The organism is Photobacterium indicum, assembly GCF_003026215.1.
GTDB classification, from domain to species: Bacteria; Pseudomonadota; Gammaproteobacteria; order Enterobacterales; family Vibrionaceae; genus Photobacterium; species Photobacterium indicum.
On the sequence record NZ_PYOC01000001.1, the window covers coordinates 531377 to 555125 of the forward strand.

Genomic DNA, 23749 nt, shown 5'->3' on the forward strand with positions numbered 1-23749 from the left:
TGTTCGAGTTTTGATGTTTGCACGTTACTTTACTATGTGATTGCACAAGTCATTGTCGACGGTGGGATGCAGCAAATAGGAAAGGGCATTAAGAGATTAGAAAATATGTGGCCAGATTAGATATCTGGCTGAATTTAAAGGTGAGAGCTTTCATTATGTAGAACGATCTAAAAAGCGATTTCGATAATCCTTCGGAGGGAATCCGGTTAATTTTTTAAAAGCTCGCGAGAAATGAGCGATATCAGCATAACCTAACCTGGCTGAAATATCGGTAAGGGAGTAACGAGCATCTTCCATTAATCGACAAGATGTCGCGAGCATGATGTTCTCTCGTATTATCTTGAACGTGGTATTTTCTTTAGCCAAGCGGCGTTGCAATGTACGCGCTGAGGTATTCAATACCTTAGCTGCTTCACTGACATTCATTGATGGCTGGCCAAGATAGGGTGTTAATGCGAGATAGACGGTTTCTATATATGTTCGTTTTTTTGGGGCGCTAGAGGCTTTTTTTTCTCTAAAGCTTGCAGGCAGTATAACGGGAGTATTAAGAATAGAATCTGATAGCTCAATGGCTGTTACGTTGCGATCTGAAACAAACTGAATAGATTGCCCTTTAAAGATTTTAAGCATAGGTTCGATGTTTGAAGACTGAACGGCAACCGAGGTGGGTAACCAGTGAGTCTTTGTCATAACGTTGATAAATTCGATGGTAAATAATATAGCAAACACTTCAGCCCAAAAAAATCCCTTGGTATCTTCTTTCGTTTTATAGCGGCAAAACCAAGGTGTTCCTTTAAAATGCTCGATAGAGATTTTTGCTGACGGTGAATCGTGAATAATGGCCGTCGCAAGAGAATTAAAAGCCTCTTCAAGATTTTTTGGAGCATGGATATGGTGCAATAATTTTGGGATGAAATACTCCCGAATGACTATGCGTAATAAATTGCCATAATGTTCTGGATCCGCTTTTTCTGCCATTAGCGCCAGTAAGTGTTTAATGGGCTCTTCTGGCATAAATTCACTTTTCGAACGCAATATATCCTCAGGTAATCCCGCAGTCTTGAGTAATGGGTAAATATCTTTTTCGAAATGCGTCAGCAATTCAACCAATGTGGCGGCATGCACGGTTTTGATTAGAGGTGTGAGCTGGTTGGCTGCCATAATAGAGAAGTATCCTTATTACCGTCATTGGTATGAGTTCCATTATACAGGTTTTGTTAATAATAAAATGATGGGATTATCTTCAGAAAAAAGGGAAAGGTAACGGCTGCTTCCATGCAGCAGGAATAATGTTGCTTGGTTATGATTGTACATGCTCTATGTCAGCTTTCTTTATAAGAGGTGTTGCCTCTGATTTTTGGGATGGTTTAAAAATATTAATAATCGCTTTTATGGTGAAGTAAGCGCATATCACTGTAAATATTGCAGCACTAAAATATTCACCAGATTGAATCGATGCCCCTACGATGTTGAATGCTTCTCCACCAAATTCTTTCACATAGGTTAGCGCCCATTTATAGACAAGGTAGAGCTTGGTGAGCGTAATTAGCACGAGATATGCCTTACCGTAAGGTGTTAGAAGAAACTGCTTTACTTTATTCCACATACTTTTCATTAATATTTCTCGCTCTGACTATTATGGTTTGTGCTTGTTGAACGAGATTAAGTTTACGAATTGAGGGGGGTATTTTTGATCATTTAGCGCCAAGGCTTGCTGTTGTTCCTAAATGTCTTCGGTGGCGTTAAATGGTAACAAATGAAGAGAGATGACGATTAGTATTAGAATGATTTCAATCATTAGTTCGATTTATTACGTTGCATACGCAGATCAAAATTCTGTTTTGTTTACTACGAGAATAATCGAAGAGGATAGACATGAACCAAAATAAACAATCGTCTCATTCTGAAAAGCCACAAGCCCCACAGTTAACTGAGCAGCCTTTAGCATCTAGTTCTCTGCCCTCTAAAAAACAACTTAGTATTCAAACTATTACGCAGAGTGTTTTATGCCTGTGTATTGGGCTATTTGTTTTCTATTTAGTCGCCGATCGCTTTATTCCTAATACTGATATGGCGCGAGTACGCAGCCATGTGATTCCTGTTACGCCATTAGTCTCTGGTTCAATTATTGATGTATTAGTTAAGCCCAATGATGTTGTAGAAGCTGGCGATGCACTTATTCGTATTGATCCGAGTAATTATGAAATTGCGCTAAAAGAAGCAGAACAAGGCTTAAAGCGAGCTGGAAAACAGATTGGTGTGCAAACGGCTTCAGTTGCGGTTGCTCAAGCTAAATTATCAGATGCACTTGCCCATCAAGAAAATGTGAGGAGCCAAGCATCGCGGGTTTTGGCTATGGTTGATAAAGGCATTGTTACTAAAGCGGATGCGGATAAAACCCGAGCTAGTCTGGCGAGTGCTAAAGCGCAAGTTGCATCGGCTTCAGCGAATTTAGAGCAAGCCAAAGAGCAGTTAGGACAAACTGGTAGCGATAATATCGATATACAGTCGGCATTATTAGCATTACAAAAAGCGCAGTTAAATGTAGAGCGTACAGTCGTTCGTGCACCTGCATTTGGTGGTGTGTCTAATTTTCGCTTAGATGAAGGGTATTATGCGCGAGAAGGGCAACCATTATTAACATTTGTGTCTGGTGAAGATATTTGGTTAGAAGCGTATTTTCGTGAAAACAGTTTAGGTAATGTGCAAGCCGGTAATAACGTTGAGGTTGCCTTAGACTATGCACCTGGTGATGTGTTTAAAGGACAAGTTATTAGCATCGATTATGGAGTTAATTGGGGAGAAAGCAGTCAGGCCGGTCAGCTTGCCTCTGTTGGGGCTCAAACGGGTTGGTTGCGTCAAACTCAGCGTTTTCCAGTGATGATCCGTTTTGATAATGAGTCTGCTAAGGGGTTATTACGTGTAGGCGGACAAGCTGATGTGATGGTGTATACCAAAGAACAATCCATTATGAACATATTTGGCCGTGTGTGGATTCGACTATTAAGTTGGATGTCGTATGTCCGATAATTCGATGTCTTTAGTGAGTGTTAATGCAATACAACCTTCGGTTGATCGCCGTATTACCCGTTTTGTGTTGGGAGTCACCGTTGCCGCAGCACTTGCTTATGGCATAAATTGGGGATTGTCTTTTGTCATGCCCGTATTCTTGGCAAAATTTTTAGTTGATAAGCCTGTATTAACTCGCCAGATCTTTGATGAATTGTTTTTGGCTATGGTCGCAACAGTATTAATTGGTTTAAGCATTAGTAATGGCGTGACCCATTACCCATTAGTGCTGTTGTTACTCGTTGGGCTATTAATGTTTAGCGCATATTATTTATTCATGGATCCTGAATGGAATTTATTTGCCACTATTCTTATTATTTCAGCCTTACTCATTCCTTATATGGGCATAATTAACCCTGCTGCGTCTTTATTTCTAGGGAAAGCGTTGATGATTTCGGGTGTTGGGGCCGTCATCATGTTTGTTTTGATGCACTGTTTATTTCCCGATAAAGCGCCACAATCAGTAAAAGCTAAACTTAAGCCCGTATTACCCTTATCTTCCCAACGTACGAAAGAGGCATTGCGTGCGTTGATGATCAGTTTTCCTGTTATTGCTTTCTTTTATTATTTTCAGATAAACGGTGCACTGCTCACACTCGCCTTTATTGGTATATTGTCTTTGCAAATAACAGGACAAAAAAGTGTGAAACTCAGTGCTTTCTTGTTACTGACTAACAGTATTGGTGGCATATTAGCGGTTATTGCCTATGAGCTTTTAGTAACAGTACCTTGGTTCCCATTTTTGGTGGCACTAATTGCGTTATTTACGTGTATATTTGCGAACAAAATCTATAGTAACCCATTAAAAGCGCCTATCTGGAGTGGTGCTTTAACAGCATTGTTAGTGGTGTTGGGAACGGCACTGTCGAGTGAATCCAAAGAAATTGATGTTGGTTTTTATACTCGAATTACTCAGATATTTTTAGCGGGAATATACATGATATTCATTTCTTTTTTATTGGAAAGTCGTAATAAATCCAAACACGATAGCTAATGTTTGATTGTTTATTAATTCAATGTTTGCACAATCCCTGAACTAACATCACAATATTTGGCACATCTCTCTGATTAATAATTCTGAGTTAATTAATAGGTTTATTAAACAATAATTGAGGTGAAGGTCATTCCTTCATAAATAAGAAAAGTTATTCATTTAAAAGCGAATGCTTCCAGTTGTAACGATGGATTTCGTTTACTAGTATCGTTATTAATGGATTTTATAATAACGTTTTTTACAGGGATGAAAGTAAATGAGTAACACGGACAAACAGCTCAAAAACGTGGATCGTCGTCAATTTATAAAAGGAACTGCAAGTGTTGCTGTTGCAGGGCTCAGCACTTCAATGTTTGCAAATACGGCAAATGCATCCACTTTGCAGACAGATTGGCAGGCGGTTAGTCGGAGTAAAAACGACAAGAAGTTTTGGCAGAAAGTACAAAAACAGTTTGTTTTAGATAAAAGAACAATATACATGAACGTTGGCACAACAGGTTCTATGCCAAAGCATGTGCTCGCTGAATTTAATGATAATAATAAAACGGTTGCGAAATACCCATGGGATATGGACGGAAAGTTTGGTTCTTGGCCATATGTATCAGACATGGTGAATGATATTGCTTTGGGCTTTGGGGCCGATTCCCATGAGATAATACTTAGCCGTAATACCACTGATGGTATGTGCTCTATAATTAACGGTCTTCATTTTGAAGAAGGCGACGTTATTCTTACTACTCATCATGAGCATGTTGCAGCAACATCCCCAATGAATGTTGTTAAACAACGTTTTGGCGTCAACATTGTTGAAGTGCAACTTCCTGTCTATACCGGCTCAGAAACAGTGTCTGAAGATGATTATGTTGAGGCGTTTGCAGCTGCTCTTAACGAAAACAGCAATGTTCGCCTGATCGTCTTTTCTCATATCACATACAAAACCGGTACAACATTACCTGCAAAGCGTATTTGTGCATTAGCAAATCAATATGCTGTACCCACTCTTGTGGATGGTGCACATACTGTGGGTATGTTTGATTTGGATTTTCACGATATTGATTGTGATTTCTATGCTGGTTCAGGTCATAAATGGCAATGTGGACCTGGTGCGACGGGCATTTTATATGTTCGTGATAATGCAACACGCTTAGATGAATATTGGCGTGACTGTATTAACCCACTTTGGCTTATTAACTCCTCGTTGTCTCATGCTGGCTATCTTGGTACTCAATTGCAAATGCAGTATATCGGTAATGATAATTACCCTGCTAAACAAGCATTGGCAGATAGCTGCAAGATGTGGGATGAGATAGGTAGGCATCGAATTGAAGAGCGCGTATTACATTTAGGCGCGTTGTGTAAATTATTATTAGCAGAAGCTTTACCAAACGCGAAATTCTTCTCACCGAATGTGAAAGGGTTAACGAGTGGCCTTACTACATTTAATCCTTTTGGATTTGAAAGTGGTGACTTGCTTACAGAGTTTAGAGATCGGCTACGTAATGACTATGGTTATATTATTCGTACGACTGATTTTAGATTATACAAAGATGATACCGTCGAAACACATGCACTAAGAATTTCTACACACCTTTTTCATGATGAAGAGGATGTGAAAGGGTTAGTCAATGCAATCCAGGAATTGTATGAATATATGAGTTGATGTTTGAGCGCTCTATAACAGCGCTTTCTTGATGACAGAGAATATGTATCGAGTGTGTTGATGACTGTAAATAAACTAAGAAAAACGATAAGCCATATTGTGTTTGTTGGTGCTGCGATCATTTTCAGCCCAAATACCTTGGCAACTGATCTAGCCGAAATTAAAGAGAAAGGTGTCTTACGCCATATTGGTGTACCTTACGCAAACTTTATCTCTTATATTAATAGAGATAATTTTCAATTACTAAGCGGCTTGGATGTCGATATTGTAAAAGGTTTTTCTGAGTCAATAGGGGTTGAGTATCAATATGTTCCGGCAGAGTGGAATAACGTTATAGGTAAATTAATCGGTCAAAATGCTCAATTTAAAAATGACCAAATTGTATTAGGCAAAAAAAGCCTAATTGAAGGCGATATTATCGCCAATGGTGTAACAATTTTGGATTGGCGAGCTGAACTTGCTGATTTTTCTGACGATTATTTTCCTTCCGCGGTATGGCTGGTCGCGCGTGCCGACTCTGATCTGGAACCTATTCAACCAACTGACTCGATTGACAAAGATATAGAGAAAGTAAAAAAACTTATTAAGGGAAGAGATGTGCTGACGATGGAGCAATCTTGTTTAGACCCTAACTTATACAACCTCTATGAAACAGGGGCAAATATCATAGAGCCAGAGCGTAGCCGCAAATTAAATGAGATGGTACCTGCAATCCTCAACAAGGATGCTGAAAGTACGTTGCTTGATGTTGCTGACACCTTAATTGCACTTGAAAAATGGCCTGGAGAAATAAAAGTGATAGGTCCTATTTCACAAGATCAAAGAATGGCAGTGGCATTTAGAAAGAGTTCTCCAGAACTTCGTAAGGCATTTAATCAATATTTGGCTACGATTAAAGAAGATGGGACTTACCAAAAGTTGGTTGAAAAATATTATCCGTCGGTATTTTATTTCTATGGTGATTACTTTAAGGAAAGTAATCAGTAGAATTGATAAAGATAGTAATAAAAGGATTTATGAAAAAACGGAAGCAGAAACTATCAAGTAGTCGTTTAATCATTATTGCAGCGGTATTGCTTGCAGCATACTTGGTGTTGATTTTGGCTGTCACTAATCTTGGTCAGACACGGCTAAAAGAGTCTCAGCACCGAGAGCTTAATCTCAAGGTTCAAAGCTACGCCAGCATGCTGGAGTATTTTTTCTATGTCACTAATGATGAGATAGAAAACCTCGCCAGTGATAAAGAAATGCAGACATTTTTCGCTAATTTGTCATCAGGTATGTCAATGAAATACGGTCTCGGTGCGAGCTTGATCAATCTTGATAGAGATCTTATAGCACTAAAACAGTCGACTACAATAAATCAAAAAACAGTTTATCGACGCTTCATGCTTGTAGGTTATGATGGAGCAATCATTTCAAACACCAGCCCATATCAAGATATTTCTTTTGATATAACTCAATACAAAAATATGGAAAGTCCAGACATGATGATCCGTACGGTTAAAAAGTCTGGTGATATCAGTATTCAATTGATCAAACCCGTTAAATATGGGGGGAAGGCGGTTGCTTTATTGGTTGCTGATATTAATAAGCAAGTTATCATCGACCAGCTTACCGTGCAGGAGTATGCCGAAAGTCGAAGTAGGATGGATTTAGTCGCAGATAGTGGAAATATTTTTATTTGGGATTCGTTAACAGCGAGCCAAGAAGCAGAAGGGACAAGCACGTTAGTCAATAGCCTTTATTTTGAAATGCAGATTAAAAATACACCGTTTAAGTTAAGGAGTTGGTTTGAACCGGTAAATGAAAAAGATATTTTTACTTCAGGGTGGTTTATCGCAGGTCTTTCATTTCTTTCCTTTCCTGTTATTTTTGGACTGTTATATATCTTTAAAATTAATAGCGCTAATATTATTTTGAGGACTAAATTTGAAGAAAGTAATAAACAACATAGGGCTTTATCAGAGAAAAATGTACGTTTAACGGAAGAGATTGATAAACGAAAAATATCTGAAGAAAAATTGGCTTACCAAGCATCGCATGATGCATTAACAGGTTTACCTAATCGGAAGTATGGTAATGAGCGATTAGAACAAGAGTTATTCAGAGCGAAACGAAATAATACTAATGTATTAGTCATGTATATTGATCTTGATAATTTCAAACAAATTAATGACACCTTGGGGCATTTAGCGGGCGATCAATTCTTGAAATTAAGCACTTCAAGGTTGCTAGGCTCTGTGCGTCACTCAGATACTCTGGCGCGCTTAGGTGGCGATGAGTTCTTGTTAGTTATTCCTGATCTGAAAGATTTGAAGTCAGCCAAACTATTAGCGACAACGATTGTCTCGTTATTTAATAAACCGTTTTTTTGGCAAAAACAGGAGTTTTTTGTATCTACTAGTATTGGCTTATCGGTATTTCCGCAAGATGGCGATAATGCTCAGCAGTTACTCGCGAGTGCCGATACTGCGATGTATCGAGTAAAGCAAGATGGCCGAAATGCATTTAGCTTCTATAACACAGACATGAATAGGGATGTGCAACGTACATTAGAATTAGATGGACGATTGCGACAGGCGATTACTAATGACAGTCTGGAGCTCTACTATCAGCCTATTATTGAATTAGAATCCAACCAGATTGTTGGGGCTGAGGCGCTTATGCGTTGGAATGACGCAAAGTTTGGTTTTGTTTCGCCTGAAGAGTTTATTCCTCTTGCCGAGAAAAATGGATTAATACACCAGCTTGGTGAATTAGCCATTAATAAAGCCTGTATGCAGGCCGCAGAGTGGCAAAAAATCTCACCACTACAAATATCAATTAACTTTTCGAGCGTTCAGTTTAGGTACTGCGATAAGCTCTTTAAGCAAATATGTAAAGGATTAAGCCAGTCAGGTTTACCTGCTGATAAATTAGATATTGAAATAACAGAAAGTTTGTTGATTGATCACAGTGACGAGGTCGTCACATTATTGAATAAACTGCAATCCATGGGGGCACAACTCACCATTGATGATTTTGGTACCGGCTATTCATCGCTGAGCTACCTACATAAATTCCCGTTTAATAAATTGAAAATAGATCGAGCATTTTTGCGAAACATGCATGCTAATGATGCTGACCGTGAACTTGTAAATGCGATTATTGCGATGGCGAAAGCGCTTAATTTAAAAGTGGTGGCTGAAGGAATAGAAGAACAATGGAATGCGGATTATCTTAGATTCATTAACTGTGAGTATGGACAAGGTTATCTATATAGCAAACCTGTACCTGCGAAAGAGTTTGAACATTTGCTGTCGCATAAATTGAAACCGATACTGTGTAGCCAATAGCATGGTTGACTGTTTTTCGAGCTTGTTGCGACTTTCAGCGAAAAATAAATGTCCATTTATGATTACTTTAACATCAAGTGATTACTGCTCTCTGTTACATAACTTACACTAAAGTTAATTATGTTTTAGTTAAAATTTTAATCATTAAGGTAAACACTTTTCTTTGCTGGTAAATTAGACTTCTATTCAAATAGCGAAAAAACAATAGAGACATTAATGCCATTTTTGATTCTTATCCGTTACAAAAAAAGCGGTTGTAAATAGTGGTTTAACGTTGATGTGTCTTGAGGTGTATATTATTCATACTGTTAAGTTGTGACATTCTGTCATGTATTATTACTGTGGATAGTTGGCTATTCCTTTTAGGGATATTACTGTTACATAAGATAAAAGATGCTTGAAAAGGTAAAAAATGATTTGTGATTTAGATCTATTTTACTTAAATATTTACTAACTATGATCCTCCCGATTTTTACTTTTAGTGCCAAACACTTATAGAGCTATAAAAAATACAGCATGTAGGTATAGATAAATAATCGGGGGAATAATGATGGTTTTTCGTAAGACACTTTTAGCAGTCCTTATTGGTTCAGTCGCCGCACTGGCGGGTTGTAATAGCAGCAGTAACGATGTCGATGATAAAACGACGACACTACCAACGAGCGATTACACCAATATTATTGATCGGGCAGGTAACCCCGATGCATTGCGTGATTATGACGAATACGACAATCTAAAATACAATGCTTTTGTTGATAATGGCGCGTGGCATGGCCACCTTCTACCTGCTGATGCGAATGGTTATGGTGCTTTTGGTGGCATCATGCAAGTTACTCAAGAGTATGCGAATTTCATGTCTGGGCAAACGTTCGATAAATTGCATCTGCTTGATAAAACATCGGGTAATGTGATTGACCTTGCCAACGCTACTGCCAATATTTACAGCACTCCCGGTGCGTTGGTTCAAATTCTAAAGACAGAGCAAGTTGAAGTGCAGATGTTCTTGCGCTTTGTGACTGACCGTACATCTTTGGTTGAAACCAAAATCACTAACCTGACTTCGAATGATTTAGATTTGGAACTAAGTTGGGATGGTGAATTACTGCAAAATGCTTACGAAAAGCCTAATGATAATGGTGGAGTAACGACGAAAACCGTCGATGAAATGTACCCAGAGTATAAGCGCACGATCAGTGCGACAGATAATGGAATCAAAATTAACTTCAGTGACATGAAAGACAACTGGGCTATCCGAAATGATAGCGACGCTGAATTCCGTATTGCTCGTTCTATACCGACAATAACAGCAGCAAGCGGTTTAACATTTAAATCGGTAACTGCTGCTGAAATTGACGAACATGAAAGCATGACTTTCTACAGCGCGTATTCCAACCTGCATAATGCAAAAGAAGTGCAATCTGAAACGCAAAAAGTCCAAGCTATTTTAGCCAACCCTGCAAGCTACATGAATAAATCTCAGGCTCGGTGGGATGAGTATTTAGCTAAAGGTTTAACAAACGCACAAGCCACGCCAGAGCAAGCTCGTGTAGGTGTAAAAGCCATGATGACCTTGAACGGTAACTGGCGCTCTGCTGCTGGTGATATTGCGCAGTCTACAGTGACCCCTTCTGTTACAGCACGCTGGTTTTCGGGCAACCTGACTTGGCCGTGGGATACGTGGAAGCAAGCGTATGCAATGGCACACTTTAATCCAGATGTGGCGATGGATAACATTCGCACAGTGTTCCAATTCCAAGTACAGGCTGATGATGAGATTCGCCCGCAAGATGAAGGCTACTTGCTTGATGTCGTGACTTACACCAAGCCGGAAAGCCGTGGCGGTGCAGGTTCAGAGAACTGGAACGAGCGTAATACCAAACCGTCATTGGCTTCTTGGGCTGTGATGGAAGTGTATAACGCACTGATTACAGAGTTTGACCGCAAAGACGATGCGCAAGCGTTTATCGATGAAATGTACCCTAAGTTGGTGGCTTACCATAACTGGTGGTTAACCAACCGTGACCATAATGGCAATTCAATTCCAGAGTACGGTGCGGCTGTTGATCCAGCACACAACACCAGCAAAGCCGAAGGTAATGAAATCTTTGTCAAAGTATGGTCAGCTGATGACTTAAGAGAGTCAAAGTGGGACTTTGATACCGCAAAAGTCGAACAGCTTGAAGATAAGCCAAATACTGCAGGTCAAAAGCGCTATAAAATTATCTCGATGGATAATTATAATAAGCTTTTAGATAATGCTACTGGCTTTGATGTTGGGGCTGTGAGCAACGGAGCGAAGACTGCGACATCGTGGGAATCTGGTATGGATCATGCCGCTCGCTTTGGTGAAATTTACGACCTTTCTCGTGTTAATAGCTCGGGTGATCCCGAAATGGATCAGCTGGGTCGCTACGCCAATGAGCACTATGGTTTCGATAATAGATTGACGAAAAATGGTGAGGTATACGCTTACACTAACAGCAACAGCGATAATTTAGCGAAATTGCTTGATGCTCGTCTTGATTGGGAAGTTCGTTTTGCTGAAAATCGTACTAACGATAATGCATCGTCAGGTACTTTGTTAGGCTTCTCTATGCTGCAAGAATCGGTTGATCAGGCATCGTACATGTATTCGGATAATACTTATCTTGTACAAATGGCGAAGTTGGTATCACCAGGTATTGCTGTGGAAGGTGATGTAAAACGCTTCACAGATCATGCGACGTTCATTAAGGACTACATCAATACCTGTATGTTCGATGAAAATACGAATTTCTACTACGACATCCGTATGGTGGACAAACACGGTCAAGATTCTGCTTATGAAAAGAACGGCATTATGTGTGCGGGTCTGCCATTGGTTGAGCGTGGCCAAGCGCCAGACGGTTGGAGCCCATTATTCAACGGTGCTGCAACGCAAGAGTACGCCGACCGCGTTATGGACGTGATGTTAGATGCTGATAAGTTTGATGCTTCTACCAAATACCAGGCCAAAGGAATTAGCTTCCCAACGGCATCAATGGATAACCCTGCCTATGAAGCCAATATTTACTGGCGTGGTCGTGTATGGCTAGACCAATTCTATTTTGGTGTTTCGTCGCTAGATAAATATGGCCGTGCAGATGACGCAGTTCGTATTGCCAATGACTTGTTCAATAACGCAGAAGGCATGACCGGTGACGAAGCGATTCGTGAGAATTACAATCCAGAAACTGGAGCGGTACAGGGTGCAAGTAACTTCTCGTGGAGTTCGGCACACACGTACATGCTTTACCGCGGCTTCTTCAAATAAGCCAGAGGTAACGTCCCCCTTCATTACGCTGCTGTTGTTATGAAGACATTCCGATAAGCGTAGTGATTACCCAAGCCGACCCTTGAATTTATTCTACAAGGATCGGCTTTTTTATTATCAATATTAAGTGCTTTCAACAGAAACAAAAGTAACGGCTATCATGATTGAGCTTATCGTTAGCGGTGAATAGCAAGCTGTAGCAAAATTGATGAGCCAGAATTGGCCTGCAGTTGCAGTGTTAGTTGTGGACCATTACGTGAAGCGAGTCTGCTTGGTGTGGTTTTTGAAATACTTCACAAAATTACTGGCATCTTCAAATCCAAAATCATAAGCCATTTGTTGTGATATCACTATTAGAGGGCCAGAATGAGACAGGCTGATTTCAGTGATCATTTCTTCGATGAGCGTATGAGTACGTTGCTGGCTCTGGGTATCCAGCTGTAACAATGGCTTATGCAGTTGATTAAGGTGTGTAGTTGGATAAGCGCATATTAGCATGTAATTGATCGAGAAATGCTTGCGTAAACAGCAGTACTTTACCTACAGGCTTTGATGAGAAATCAAAGGCATGCACTTGTTCTCGTTGTAAGAAAATAATCGAACCAGCAGAAAAAGCATGATGAGCAAAGTCAACCATGTGTACACCTTGACCTTGCTCTATATAAATGAGCGTAAGAAGGGCACACGGTGAGGCGACTGTGGATGGTAGCCATTACTATCAAGTAATTAACTCATTGAGCCCACACCTTCTAGGCACATTAGTCCCTCAATTCGAAATATTAATAATTGCGCCTGATTGCTGGAGGATATTGAGGACTGGTCGAATAATGGTAGTTATCGAACTGAATGGGTTCTCACTAGCGTAAAAATGGCCTGTTCATACATGATCAGGCCAAAGTGAATACACACACTGTTAAGATTATTTATCAAAGATAAAATCAGCATCAGCCAACGCTTGCTGTGGTGTCATTGTGACTTGGTAATCGGGATATAGTTTGGTTGCTCGCAGGGTTTCATCCGTAAATGCGGCCAATTTACCTACGACATAATTAACATAATTAATACCCCAGCGTTCACGATCGGTTTCTGCTCCTTTTTTCGCGCTGACCACATCGCCAGCAGTATTACGGGCATCAGTAATGAACTCAGAAGAATAATGCTCATATTCGAATTCATGGTCAGGGAAGTTTGTCTTTATTTGGGCAACCATTTCATTTTGTGTTAATACATTGAAATCAAGCTGTACACAATGGTTTAAGGTCCGATCGTCTGTTATAGCTAAGGCAGCTAACGCCCCAATGTCATTGATATGATGAGTATGAATCGGCAGCTCACAGTTACCAAAGGTTACGATACTTCTGAAAAAGCGTAAGTTAGGCAAGAAGTAATCAAAAATCCCACCAGTATAGATCAGCGTCCACCCAATACCAGAATCGAAGATTTTTTGATGAAGTTCTTTTTTATGGTCAAAAACAACACCATCACCCCAATTAATCGCACGGGTATGTGATCCAAACTCAGTGGGAACAAACCGTTTAACCCCGGCCTTAACCGCTGCATCTAGCCATATTGGCTCAGCTTCAGTGACAATTTTTTTTGAGCCAGGAACTGCACAAAGTAGTACATCAACGCCTTCAAGTTTTTGGGCCATAAGATCAGCATTCATCATATTTTTGACTTCAACCACGTTGGCACCTTGTTCTTCAAAAGTAGCGATTTTTTCATTCTTTGAATCTCGCGTGAAGACACGTACTTCGTGACCTAAAGCTAATAAATTATTCGTTAGCGGTGTTCCTACTTGGCCTGTTGCACCAATTACTGCGACAACTTGCTTTCTGAAGGTATACATAAATGCTCTCTCAATTCATTCCTAATGACCAAATCAGTCTAGAGCGAAGAGACCATACACACACGGTGTAGGTAGGCCAAAAAATGGTGAATATCGAACTTATCGTATTGTCGTAATGTAAGAAGACAGATTAGCTTGATGATCATTCAAGCCAGCCTCTGAGCGTATTCTACAAAGGGGGCGTTTTTTTATTGTCTACAGTTTTGTTTAGCTATCCATTTTTCCTGTTATTCATCTCCGTTTTAGGCACATAAAAGATCAAACTGTCGACAATCTAGACTAAGGTCTAATACATATTGTTAACAATTGGCTTGTAATTATACAATTTTAACGCTAAATTTTGATTATTAACTGACCAATTGTTGACAATGTAAATGAAAAAGCAAGATGCAATGCTAGAAGCTGTCGACACTATCTCGGTGCTTTCAGCAGATATACAGCTAACGTCTATCACGGCAGAGTGTGAAGCTGGCGTAAAAGAGCTGACCAAATCTGAAAACCTTACCGAGCAGTTGATTGAGCTTATTGTCAGCGGTGAATACCAAGCTGGTAGCAAAATTTCGGAACCTGAATTAGCCCGCAGTTTCAGTGTCAGTCGCGGACCACTACGTGAAGCCATTATGCGTGTTGAAGCCCTGGGTTTAGTGGAGCGCGTACCGCATGTTGGTGCGCGGGTTGTTGAATTAAGCCAAGAAAAGCTCATCGAAATTTATGCGGTACGTGAAGCCTTAGAAGGTATGGCTGCAAGGCTTGCCTGTATTAATATTACCGATAAAGAAATTGATGCCCTGCAAGATCTATTAGAACAACACCAACGCCATATTGAACAAGTCGACGGTGCCTCTTATTTTCACCAGCAAGGGGACTTTGACTTTCATTACCGAATTATAAAAGCCAGCCGAAACACCAAGTTAATCAGTTTATTGTGTGACGAGCTTTATCATCTGTTACGCATGTACCGTTTTCAATCACCACGCAAGCATTCAAGGCCTACTACTGCATTGAGTGAACATATTCACATTCTGGCAGCCATTAGAGAGCGAGATGGTGAGCTCGCAGAACTATTAATGCGCCGCCATATTATGCGCAGCCGCCAACTGATTGAAAATCAGCTTACAGAAGATATAAAGAAGTGAGATTTTTTAGTGTGGGATGAAACACAATATAACGTATGAAGAAACGAATTCAGGAAGAAGAGATATCGAATAGGAATAAAATCACAAGGAGATAGCACCATGAGCCCAGGAAAACGCTTCCGCCAAGCGGTGGCCCAAAATAATCCATTGCAAATTGTTGGCACCATTAACCCTTATTGCGCAATGATGGCTGAACAAGTCGGCCATCAAGCTATTTATTTATCGGGTGGGGGGATTGCCAATGCATCGTATGGCTTACCTGATTTAGGGATCACAACATTAAATGATGTACTGGAAGATGTTCGGCGAATAACGGCTGCCACTCAATTACCCTTACTGGTCGATATTGATACTGGCTTTGGGGGCGCATTCAATATTGCGCGTACAGTAAAAGAGATGGAGCGCGCAGGTGCTGCAGCTATTCACATGGAAGATCAAGTGGCACAAAAGCGCTGCGGGCATCGTCCCAATAAAGCGATTGTTAGCCAAAACGAAATGGTTGATCGAATTAAAGCTGCCGCAGATGCACGTATAGACAGTGATTTCGTTATCATGGCGAGGACAGATGCATTAGCTGTCGAAGGGATGGATTCAGCCATTGAACGCGCAATTGCCTGTGTCAAAGCGGGGGCTGATATGATTTTCCCTGAAGCGATTAATTCCCTCGAGCAATACCAGCAATTTTCAGATGCTGTGAATGTCCCAATTTTAGCCAACATTACAGAGTTCGGACAAACGCCCTTATTTTCAGGCGAAGAGTTAGCGGAATGCGGTGTCGATATGGTGCTTTATCCACTGTCTGCTTTTCGCGCCATGAACCAAGCGGCTTTGAATGTTTATCAGCATCTTAAATCAGATGGTCATCAGCGTAATGTGGTTGATCAAATGCAAACGCGTGAGCAGCTATACCATTATTTGGGATATCACGATTACGAACAAAAATTAGATCACCTGTTTAAAAAAGAATAAACAGTAATAACTGAACAAATAAAATAATAATTAAATAAAACCAATAACGAATTAAGTAGTGATTTATTACGACACTCTTTTTGTGCTTTGGCATCTCTATATTGCCATCGAATAAAAAGTAACCAATAAACATTACAACCTAATCCAATAATGTGAAATATAAAGGAGTCCGTTATGTCTGCAATAGCCGTAACTGATAGTCAAAAGGATAAGAAAGCCCTGAACGGTGCTGGGTTACGTGGCCAGAGTGCAGGTACAACCTCGTTGTGTACTGTCGGCCAATCGGGCACAGGTTTAACTTATCGGGGTTATGACATCACCGATCTTGCTCATCATGCTGAATTTGAAGAAGTGGCTTATCTGCTGTTAAAAGGTCAGCTACCCACTCAAAGTGAACTGGATAATTATAAACAAGCATTACAAAGTGCTCGCGGTTTACCCCCAGCATTATGCTTAGTATTAGAAGCGATTCCTGCCAGTGCACACCCTATGGATGTGATGCGAACAGGCTGTTCAATGCTCGGTAATCTTGATCAAGAACTCGACTTTTCAGAGCAAGGTGAAAAAACGGACACCTTATTAGCATTATTGCCCGCCATTATTTGTTATTGGTATCGCTACAGTCACCATGGCGTACGAATTAATACTGCAAATAGCACGCAAGACAGCATTGGCGGCTACTTCTTAGAAATGCTGACCGGTGAAGCGCCATCGGAATTACATAAAAAGGTGATGCATTGCTCGTTGGTTTTATATGCCGAGCACGAATTTAATGCTTCGACGTTTACAGCGCGTGTGTGTGCGTCCACTTTGTCTGATTTGCATTCTTGTATTACGGCGGCAATCGGTAGTTTGCGAGGGCCGTTGCATGGCGGAGCCAACGAAGCGGCGATGGCAATGATCGAACAATGGCAAAGCGCAGAACAAGCGGAAGCTGGCACAATGGAAATGCTCGCGAATAAAGACAAAATTATGGGTTTTGGCCATGCCATTTACCGTGAATCCGATCCCCGAAATGCCTTGATTAAAGAGTGGTCGCGCAAGTTATCTAAAGACGTTAATGATACTCACTTATTTGAGGTGTCAGAAAAGGTCGAGCAAATTATGAAACGTGAAAAAGGGCTATTCCCTAACGCTGATTTCTTCCATGCGTCTGCTTATCACTTCATGGGCATTCCTACCAAACTGTTTACACCGATTTTCGTAATGAGCCGTGTAACAGGATGGGCGGCACATGTTTTCGAGCAGCGTGAAAATAACCGGATTATTCGCCCAAGTGCCGATTATCAAGGCCCTGAACATCAAGATTGGTTACCGATAGAACAACGTATTTAGATTGGATATACCAACGGATTAATAAATATTAAAGGACAAAACCCATGAGTACGAATGTAGAATTGAATGAACGCCCAGCACCAGACGAGCTATTGGTACAGATTGCCGATTATGTTGCCAATACACAGATTGAATCAGCAGAAGCTTATAACACTGCTCGTAACTGCTTAATCGATACCTTAGGGTGTGGGTTATTAGCACTGCGCTTTCCAGAGTGTACCAAGCACCTTGGCCCTATTGTGCCGGGTACTACAGTACAGCATGGTGCGCGTGTACCGGGCACTTCACACGAGTTAGATCCGGTTATGGCCGCATTTAATATTGGTTGTATTATTCGTTGGCTCGATTTTAATGATACCTGGCTAGCTGCTGAGTGGGGGCATCCTTCCGATAACCTTGGCGGTATTTTAGCAACCGCTGATTACTTAAGCCGTGTTGCAGTATCTCAAGGTAAGCCAGCACTCACCATGCGTGATGTGTTGACGGCAATGATCAAAGCACACGAGATCCAAGGAGTGTTAGCGCTTGAGAATAGTTATAACCGCGTTGGGCTCGATCATGTGTTATTGGTGCGGGTCGCATCGACGGCTGTTGTCACTAAAATGCTGGGTGGCAATCGCGATCAAATCATAGATGCGATATCACAAGCGTGGGTAGACGGTTGTTCATTACGCACATACCGTCATGCACCTAATGCCGGATCGCGTAAATCATGGGCTGCGGGCGATGCAACATCGCGTGCTGTACGCCTAGCTATGATCACCATGAAAGGTGAGATGGGTTTACCATCGGTTCTGACTGCTCCGCAGTGGGGATATTACGATGTACTGTTTAATGGGGAGCAATTTAAAGTCAATCAGCCATTTGATAGCTATGTAATGGAAAACGTACTGTTTAAAATCTCTTTCCCTGCTGAATTCCATGCACAAACCGCGGTTGAATGCGCAGTAACGTTGCATGATCAGGTGAAAGATCGAATTGATGATATTGAACGCATTGTTGTTACTACGCATGAATCTGCCATTCGTATTATTTCAAAGTCGGGGAATCTTGCTAACCCTGCCGATCGTGATCATTGCTTACAATATATGATTGCCGTGCCGCTTTTACATGGTGATTTAGTTGCCGAGCATTATGAAGATGATTTCCATAAAGGTGATGCACGTATAGATGTGTTACGCGACAAAATGGTGATCAAAGAAGATCCTCGATATAGCGCCGAATACTTAGAAGCCGACAAGCGTTCTATTGCGAATGCGATTCAAGTGTTCTTTAGTGATGGGTCGTCAACGGACAGTATTGTTGTGGAATACCCTATTGGTCACCGTCGTCGCCGTGAAGAAGGTATTCCCGTATTAGAAAATAAATTTCTGCGTAATCTGCAAACCCGTTTCCCTGTCGGAACTAGCCAAAAGATATTTGATCTATGTAGCGATCAAAATAAATTGGAATCAACCCCAGTCAATGAATTCATGGAATTGTTCGTGATTAATTAACGCGTTTTAATTCTGCTGGTAGGTATGTAGATATTATTTACCAGCTCACTTGAATAGGCGAAAGGAGACCACTATGTCAGCCTATCAGGATGCATTTGATTTTGCCGCCAGCGAGCCAGAACTCTTTTGGAAACAACAAGCACAGTCTATTTCTTGGTTTCGATTTCCTGAAACAATATTAAGTAATGATGAACACGGTATAGAGCGATGGTTTGCCGACGGTGAGCTCAATACCGCGTACTTAGCACTCGATTATCATGTCGATAATGGTCGAGGTGATCAAACTGCCCTTATTTATGACTCTCCCGTTACGGGAAAAAAGGCGCGCTATAGTTATCGTGTATTACGTGATCAAGTCGCGAAAACCGCCGGTATGCTGGCAAGTTTAGGGGTTGAAAAAGGCGATCGAGTTGTGATCTATATGCCGATGATCCCTGAAGCGGCCATGGCAATGTTAGCGTGTGCTCGATTAGGGGCGATTCACTCTGTTGTATTTGGTGGGTTTGCACCCAGTGAACTCGCCGTTCGTATAGAAGATGCTGAGCCGAAAATTGTGTTAACAGCATCATGCGGAGTTGAAGTCAGTAAAGTTATTCCTTATAAACCGCTGGTGGATCAGGCTGTAATGGATAGCCGTTGGAAACCAGATAGTGTCGTGGTTTTCCAACGAAAAGAATGCCTTGCAGATTTAAATCAAGCCAGAGATATCGATTGGGTAACATTATTCAACCGTTCTACACCTCATGATTGTGTGCCAGTAAAAGCGACAGATCCTCTGTATATTTTATATACATCAGGCACAACCGGAAAACCCAAGGGGGTGGTGCGTGATAACGGCGGACATGCTGTTGCAATGAAATACAGCATGGAATCAATTTACAATGTAAAACCGGGTGAAGTGTATTGGGCGGCATCTGATATAGGGTGGGTTGTTGGGCACTCTTACATTGTTTATGCGCCGCTTATTCATGGTTGTACCACGATCATGTATGAAGGGAAGCCAGTAAAAACACCGGATCCTGCTGCATTCTGGCGAGTATGTGAAGAATATGGTGTGAGTATCTTATTTTCTGCCCCAACGGCATTTCGTGCGATCAAGAAAGAAGATCCAGACGGTGCATTGCTGGCTGCATTTCCGATGAAAAAACTGCGCACTATTTTTATGGCTGGCGAGCGGTTAGATCCGCCAACCCTTGAATGGGTAGAAACCAAAACCCAACGCCCTGTTGTTGATCATTGGTGGCAAACTGAAACGGGGTGGGCTATTGCTGGCAATCCTTTGGGGCTAGAAATATTTGACTTAAAACCGGGCTCAGCGACCAAACCGATACCGGGCTATCAAGTTGAAGTGCTTAATGAATTGGGCGAACGACAATCCATGAATGAGCAAGGTTATATCGCGATAAAACGACCACTACCACCAAGCTGCTTGCCGACCGTATGGCGTAATCATGATCGCTTTGAATCTGGGTATTTAAGCCAGTTTCCTGGTTATTATGTATCGGGTGACGGTGGCTATATTGATGAAGACGGCTATCTGTTTGTGATGGGGCGTATTGACGATGTGATTAATGTCGCTGGTCACCGCTTATCGACTGGAGAAATGGAAGAAGTAGTAGGTGCCCATGAAGCTGTTGCCGAGTGTGCCGTTATTGGTATACACGATGATCTAAAAGGGCAGCTACCATTAGGCTTGGTGGTATTAAAAGACGGTTATGTCTCTGAAAATGGGGTTATTGAGGCGGAATTATTACAACAAGTTCGTGCAAAAATAGGTGCGGTGGCGTGCTTTAAACGTGCGTTAATTGTCGATCGCTTACCGAAAACCCGTTCGGGTAAAATACTGCGCCGTGTTATTCGCCAAATAGCAGATGGAGAACAATATGTTGTGCCATCGACTATCGATGATCCATCAAGCTTGAATGAAATAGAAAGGGCACTTTACTAATTTAACCTCAGTTCGGGATAATTTAAATACACACTATCTACAATGATGACAGTATATAGTGTGTATTTTTAGCTGGTTATGGTGCTTTATCGCAGTATTAAGTGGAATGGTTATCTTTGTATAATGTTTTGAGCTAATGAAATTTAGACCACGCCTATCTGTTGTAGCATGCCCATTTGATCCCATTGCTCCCAACGTTCAACAACTTGATCTTCCACCAAACGATCTAAGATTAACCCTTCGAATTTTGCTTTATTTCCTGATGGCGGTGAATCCCCTAAAGAGCCTGTATGAGTGCCTATCGCCGTCCACCGTGTTGCGACTTTGTCGCCAGATACAATCTGATCATTCACTGCTATGTGTAAATCTGGAAAAGCCGTTAATAAGCCACTGACCAACTCTTTGAATTCTGAGACTGAAAGGTTTGGATCTGGTGCGCCTGCCATGTGGATAATACAGTTTGCTGCGAACGCTTCATCTGCCCCAGATACATCACCCCGATTCAGACCATCGACCCATATTTGTTCATATTTAGTTATTGTTAAACTCATCGCTCTTTTCTCTACAGAGGAATTCATATGAAAATATAGACTATCTAGAAAATAGGGCGCAGGTGTTTGGGTTTATTTTCCAATTTATAAGTGTGATCTAACCGCAAAAATCCTACTTAACGTCTTTTTTGGAGAAATATATTCTCTATTTTCTTTATTTAGTAGTAATTAAAGCGAAACTTTTCCCTGAAAGAAGGCTTATTCTAATCCCATATTAAGCGAGTGGTTAACTGCTGGTTAGTTATCTTGGTATCGTGCGCATTAAGGTGAATAGAATGAAAACGAATTTATGGAATGGTTTTATTGATGTCGTTAAACGTGAAGTCGTACCGGCTTTAGGTTGTACCGAGCCAGTATCTGTCGCTTTAGCTGCTGCAATTGCTGTTGAAAAACTTAATGGTACGGTAGAAAAGATTACTGCATTGGTTTCACCTAATTTGATGAAAAATGGCATGGGCGTAGGCGTTCCGGGTACTGGAATGGTTGGCCTGCCAATTGCTGCCGCTGTCGGTGCCATAGCTGGAGAGGCTAAAGCCCAACTTGAAGTGCTAAAGAATATTACTCCAGAAGATGTTGCTCATGCCAAAACATTGATCGATGCAGGCAATGTTCATGTTGGTGTGGCGGATGTAAATAACATTTTATACGCTAAAGTGACTGTTACCAGTGGGGATGAGTTTATAGCCGTGACTATTGCAGATAGCCATACCCATGTAATGGCTATTGAAGAAAATGGCATCACAACCTATATTGCTGAACCCGCGAATACGGCTACTTCCGTGAAGAAAGCCAATCCGTTTGAAGGTGCGTTACTAGAAGATATTTATGATTTTGCCTTGAATGCGCCTCTTGAAGACATTCGCTTTATTGAACATGCTTCAGAACTTAATGATGCATTATCTGAAGAAGGATTAACGGGAAAATACGGCTTGCAGATTGGCGCAACCTTTCAACGCAATGTTGACCGTGGTTTGCTTTCTGGTGGTTTGCTAACAGACGTATTACGTCGAACTGCAGCTGCATCTGATGCTCGTATGGATGGTGCAATGAAACCCGCTATGAGTAATTCTGGATCAGGTAACCAAGGAATTGCCGCTACGATGCCTGTGGTTGTTGTGGCTGATTTCTTAAAAGTAGATAAAGAAAAAACCATTCGTGCGCTAATGCTGTCCCATTTAACGGCTATTTATATCAAGAGCCATCAAAATAAGTTATCGGCTTTATGTGGTGCGACAACCGCATCGATGGGTGCCGTTGCAGGAATGACTTGGTTACTGGGTGGCGATCTTAACAAAATCAATAATGCTATTTGCAGCATGATTGGCGATATCGCAGGCATCATATGTGATGGTGCTAAAACCAGTTGTGCAATGAAAGTATCGTCTTCAGCGGGTTCAGCTGTTAAATCTGCATTAATGGCACTTGATGGCATTCATGTTACGGGAAATGAAGGTATTGTTGCTGATAATGCCGATGCATCTATTCGTAACCTTTCTGCGTTAGCAAATGGCTCAATGACTCAGACTGACGTACAGATTTTAGATATCATGGTAAACAAATAAAATAGCAACGCATATGTAAGATAGCGATTCTAACGTTATGTATTCTCGTTTAAATGGTATAGAAGGTAAGTAGGACATCATGGTAGAAACAATTAATACAAATAACGCACCAGCAGCTGTTGGTCCTTATGTTCAAGCAAAGAAATTCGGTAATATGCTATACACATCAGGTCAATTACCGTTAAACCCTGAAACGGGTAGAATGCCTGAAGATGTAGCAGAACAAACAAAGCAATCATTGGCAAATGTTGAAGCAATTGTGAATGAAGCGGGTTTAACAAAAGCAGATATCGTGAAAGCAACGGTATTTGTAAAAGACTTAAATGATTTTGGTACAGTGAATGAAGTGTATGCCGCATTCTTTGGCGAAAATTGCCCTGCGCGTAGTTGTGTAGAAGTTGCACGATTACCGCTTGATGCAAAAGTAGAAATTGAAGTGATTGCTGTCTCTCAATAGAGTGTTATTTAAGCAACAGTCAGGTAACTGCCGAATAAGCCCGCATTTTGCGGGTTTTTTTATATCTTAGATAAAAAAGTCATTTAATAACTA

General features: G+C 41.1%; 17 protein-coding genes and 1 pseudogene. 13 read left to right on the forward strand and 5 right to left on the reverse strand.

Features of this window, described 5'->3' with window-relative positions:
* Positions 1–153 precede the first annotated feature (153 nt).
* Both C9J47_RS02305 and C9J47_RS02310 read right to left on the reverse strand, forming a co-directional pair.
* Positions 154–1161 carry a helix-turn-helix domain-containing protein gene (locus C9J47_RS02305; RefSeq protein ID WP_107252055.1) on the reverse strand — a complete coding sequence of 336 codons (1008 nt, stop codon included), beginning with the start codon at positions 1159–1161 and terminating at the stop codon, positions 154–156.
* Positions 1162–1300: 139 nt separating this feature from the next.
* A complete protein-coding gene (locus C9J47_RS02310) occupies positions 1301–1615 on the reverse strand; it encodes a hypothetical protein (protein WP_107252056.1) in 315 nt (104 codons plus the stop codon).
* Between the two features lie 260 nt (positions 1616–1875).
* Here C9J47_RS02310 and C9J47_RS02315 point away from each other — a divergent pair, with 260 nt between their 5' ends.
* The 6 genes from C9J47_RS02315 (at position 1876) to ygjK (ending at position 12353) form a co-directional block, all read left to right on the forward strand.
* The gene (locus tag C9J47_RS02315) at positions 1876–3030 is read left to right on the forward strand and encodes an HlyD family secretion protein (protein ID WP_107252057.1); all 1155 of its coding nucleotides are present in this window, start codon (positions 1876–1878) and stop codon (positions 3028–3030) included.
* Positions 3020–4063, forward strand: a complete 1044-nt coding sequence (locus C9J47_RS02320; RefSeq protein WP_107252058.1) for a DUF2955 domain-containing protein — start codon at positions 3020–3022, stop codon at positions 4061–4063. Before C9J47_RS02315 ends, C9J47_RS02320 begins: the two co-directional genes overlap by 11 nt.
* A gap of 256 nt (positions 4064–4319) precedes the next feature.
* Complete coding sequence (locus C9J47_RS02325; RefSeq protein WP_107252059.1) at positions 4320–5723, forward strand: aminotransferase class V-fold PLP-dependent enzyme; 1404 nt, start codon at positions 4320–4322, stop codon at positions 5721–5723.
* Between the two features lie 60 nt (positions 5724–5783).
* Positions 5784–6710, forward strand: a complete 927-nt coding sequence (locus C9J47_RS02330; RefSeq protein WP_107252060.1) for a transporter substrate-binding domain-containing protein — start codon at positions 5784–5786, stop codon at positions 6708–6710.
* Between the two features lie 29 nt (positions 6711–6739).
* Positions 6740–9061 carry a putative bifunctional diguanylate cyclase/phosphodiesterase gene (locus tag C9J47_RS02335; protein WP_107252061.1) on the forward strand — a complete coding sequence of 774 codons (2322 nt, stop codon included), beginning with the start codon at positions 6740–6742 and terminating at the stop codon, positions 9059–9061.
* Positions 9062–9611: 550 nt separating this feature from the next.
* Positions 9612–12353, forward strand: coding sequence for an alpha-glucosidase (gene ygjK / locus C9J47_RS02340; protein ID WP_107252062.1), 2742 nt, complete (start codon positions 9612–9614; stop codon positions 12351–12353).
* Between the two features lie 463 nt (positions 12354–12816).
* Here the strand turns inward: ygjK and C9J47_RS27560 are convergent, their stop codons facing one another.
* Positions 12817–12990: a hypothetical protein gene (locus C9J47_RS27560; RefSeq protein WP_425440587.1), complete on the reverse strand. Its 174-nt coding sequence runs from the start codon at positions 12988–12990 to the stop codon at positions 12817–12819.
* A 282-nt stretch (positions 12991–13272) separates the two neighbouring features.
* A complete protein-coding gene (locus tag C9J47_RS02350; protein ID WP_107252064.1) occupies positions 13273–14202 on the reverse strand; it encodes an aromatic alcohol reductase in 930 nt (309 codons plus the stop codon).
* 374 nt (positions 14203–14576) lie between these two features.
* On the opposite strand from C9J47_RS02350, the gene C9J47_RS02355 reads away from it, so the two are divergent.
* From C9J47_RS02355 to C9J47_RS02375, 5 genes and pseudogenes are all read left to right on the forward strand, one after another.
* Positions 14577–15338: a GntR family transcriptional regulator gene (locus C9J47_RS02355; protein WP_107252065.1), complete on the forward strand. Its 762-nt coding sequence runs from the start codon at positions 14577–14579 to the stop codon at positions 15336–15338.
* Between the two features lie 99 nt (positions 15339–15437).
* Positions 15438–16307: a methylisocitrate lyase gene (prpB, locus tag C9J47_RS02360; RefSeq protein ID WP_107252066.1), complete on the forward strand. Its 870-nt coding sequence runs from the start codon at positions 15438–15440 to the stop codon at positions 16305–16307.
* A gap of 174 nt (positions 16308–16481) precedes the next feature.
* Positions 16482–17642: a bifunctional 2-methylcitrate synthase/citrate synthase gene (prpC, locus tag C9J47_RS02365; protein WP_107252067.1), complete on the forward strand. Its 1161-nt coding sequence runs from the start codon at positions 16482–16484 to the stop codon at positions 17640–17642.
* A 44-nt stretch (positions 17643–17686) separates the two neighbouring features.
* Complete coding sequence (locus C9J47_RS02370) at positions 17687–19138, forward strand: bifunctional 2-methylcitrate dehydratase/aconitate hydratase (protein WP_107252068.1); 1452 nt, start codon at positions 17687–17689, stop codon at positions 19136–19138.
* A gap of 46 nt (positions 19139–19184) precedes the next feature.
* Positions 19185–21086 (forward strand): annotated as a pseudogene (locus C9J47_RS02375) (propionyl-CoA synthetase); the annotation flags it as partial.
* A gap of 143 nt (positions 21087–21229) precedes the next feature.
* Here the strand turns inward: C9J47_RS02375 and C9J47_RS02380 are convergent.
* Entirely contained in the window at positions 21230–21637 is a 408-nt protein-coding gene (locus tag C9J47_RS02380) for an ester cyclase (RefSeq protein WP_107252070.1), read from the reverse strand.
* Positions 21638–21912: 275 nt separating this feature from the next.
* Between C9J47_RS02380 and C9J47_RS02385 the strand changes: the two genes are divergently transcribed.
* On the forward strand, positions 21913–23199 hold the full coding sequence (locus C9J47_RS02385) for an L-cysteine desulfidase family protein (protein ID WP_107252071.1): 1287 nt from the start codon (positions 21913–21915) through the stop codon (positions 23197–23199).
* A 79-nt stretch (positions 23200–23278) separates the two neighbouring features.
* Positions 23279–23656, forward strand: a complete 378-nt coding sequence (locus C9J47_RS02390) for a RidA family protein (RefSeq protein ID WP_107252072.1) — start codon at positions 23279–23281, stop codon at positions 23654–23656.
* Positions 23657–23749 lie beyond the last annotated feature (93 nt).

Excerpts from the sequence above, each read along its gene's own strand:
- C9J47_RS02370 (WP_107252068.1), top strand. The coding sequence starts at position 17,687 with ATGAGTACGAATGTAGAATTGAATGAACGCCCAGCACCAGACGAGCTA.
- C9J47_RS02385 (WP_107252071.1), top strand. The coding sequence starts at position 21,913 with ATGAAAACGAATTTATGGAATGGTTTTATTGATGTCGTTAAACGTGAA.
- C9J47_RS02335 (WP_107252061.1), top strand. The coding sequence starts at position 6,740 with ATGAAAAAACGGAAGCAGAAACTATCAAGTAGTCGTTTAATCATTATT.
- C9J47_RS02310 (WP_107252056.1), bottom strand. The coding sequence starts at position 1,615 with ATGAAAAGTATGTGGAATAAAGTAAAGCAGTTTCTTCTAACACCTTAC.
- ygjK (WP_107252062.1), top strand. The coding sequence starts at position 9,612 with ATGGTTTTTCGTAAGACACTTTTAGCAGTCCTTATTGGTTCAGTCGCC.
- C9J47_RS02355 (WP_107252065.1), top strand. The coding sequence starts at position 14,577 with ATGAAAAAGCAAGATGCAATGCTAGAAGCTGTCGACACTATCTCGGTG.
- C9J47_RS02380 (WP_107252070.1), bottom strand. The coding sequence starts at position 21,637 with ATGAGTTTAACAATAACTAAATATGAACAAATATGGGTCGATGGTCTG.
- C9J47_RS02330 (WP_107252060.1), top strand. The coding sequence starts at position 5,784 with ATGACTGTAAATAAACTAAGAAAAACGATAAGCCATATTGTGTTTGTT.
- C9J47_RS02390 (WP_107252072.1), top strand. The coding sequence starts at position 23,279 with ATGGTAGAAACAATTAATACAAATAACGCACCAGCAGCTGTTGGTCCT.
- C9J47_RS02305 (WP_107252055.1), bottom strand. The coding sequence starts at position 1,161 with ATGGCAGCCAACCAGCTCACACCTCTAATCAAAACCGTGCATGCCGCC.
- C9J47_RS02325 (WP_107252059.1), top strand. The coding sequence starts at position 4,320 with ATGAGTAACACGGACAAACAGCTCAAAAACGTGGATCGTCGTCAATTT.
- C9J47_RS02320 (WP_107252058.1), top strand. The coding sequence starts at position 3,020 with ATGTCCGATAATTCGATGTCTTTAGTGAGTGTTAATGCAATACAACCT.
- C9J47_RS02350 (WP_107252064.1), bottom strand. The coding sequence starts at position 14,202 with ATGTATACCTTCAGAAAGCAAGTTGTCGCAGTAATTGGTGCAACAGGC.
- prpC (WP_107252067.1), top strand. The coding sequence starts at position 16,482 with ATGTCTGCAATAGCCGTAACTGATAGTCAAAAGGATAAGAAAGCCCTG.
- C9J47_RS27560 (WP_425440587.1), bottom strand. The coding sequence starts at position 12,990 with ATGGTTGACTTTGCTCATCATGCTTTTTCTGCTGGTTCGATTATTTTC.
- C9J47_RS02315 (WP_107252057.1), top strand. The coding sequence starts at position 1,876 with ATGAACCAAAATAAACAATCGTCTCATTCTGAAAAGCCACAAGCCCCA.
- prpB (WP_107252066.1), top strand. The coding sequence starts at position 15,438 with ATGAGCCCAGGAAAACGCTTCCGCCAAGCGGTGGCCCAAAATAATCCA.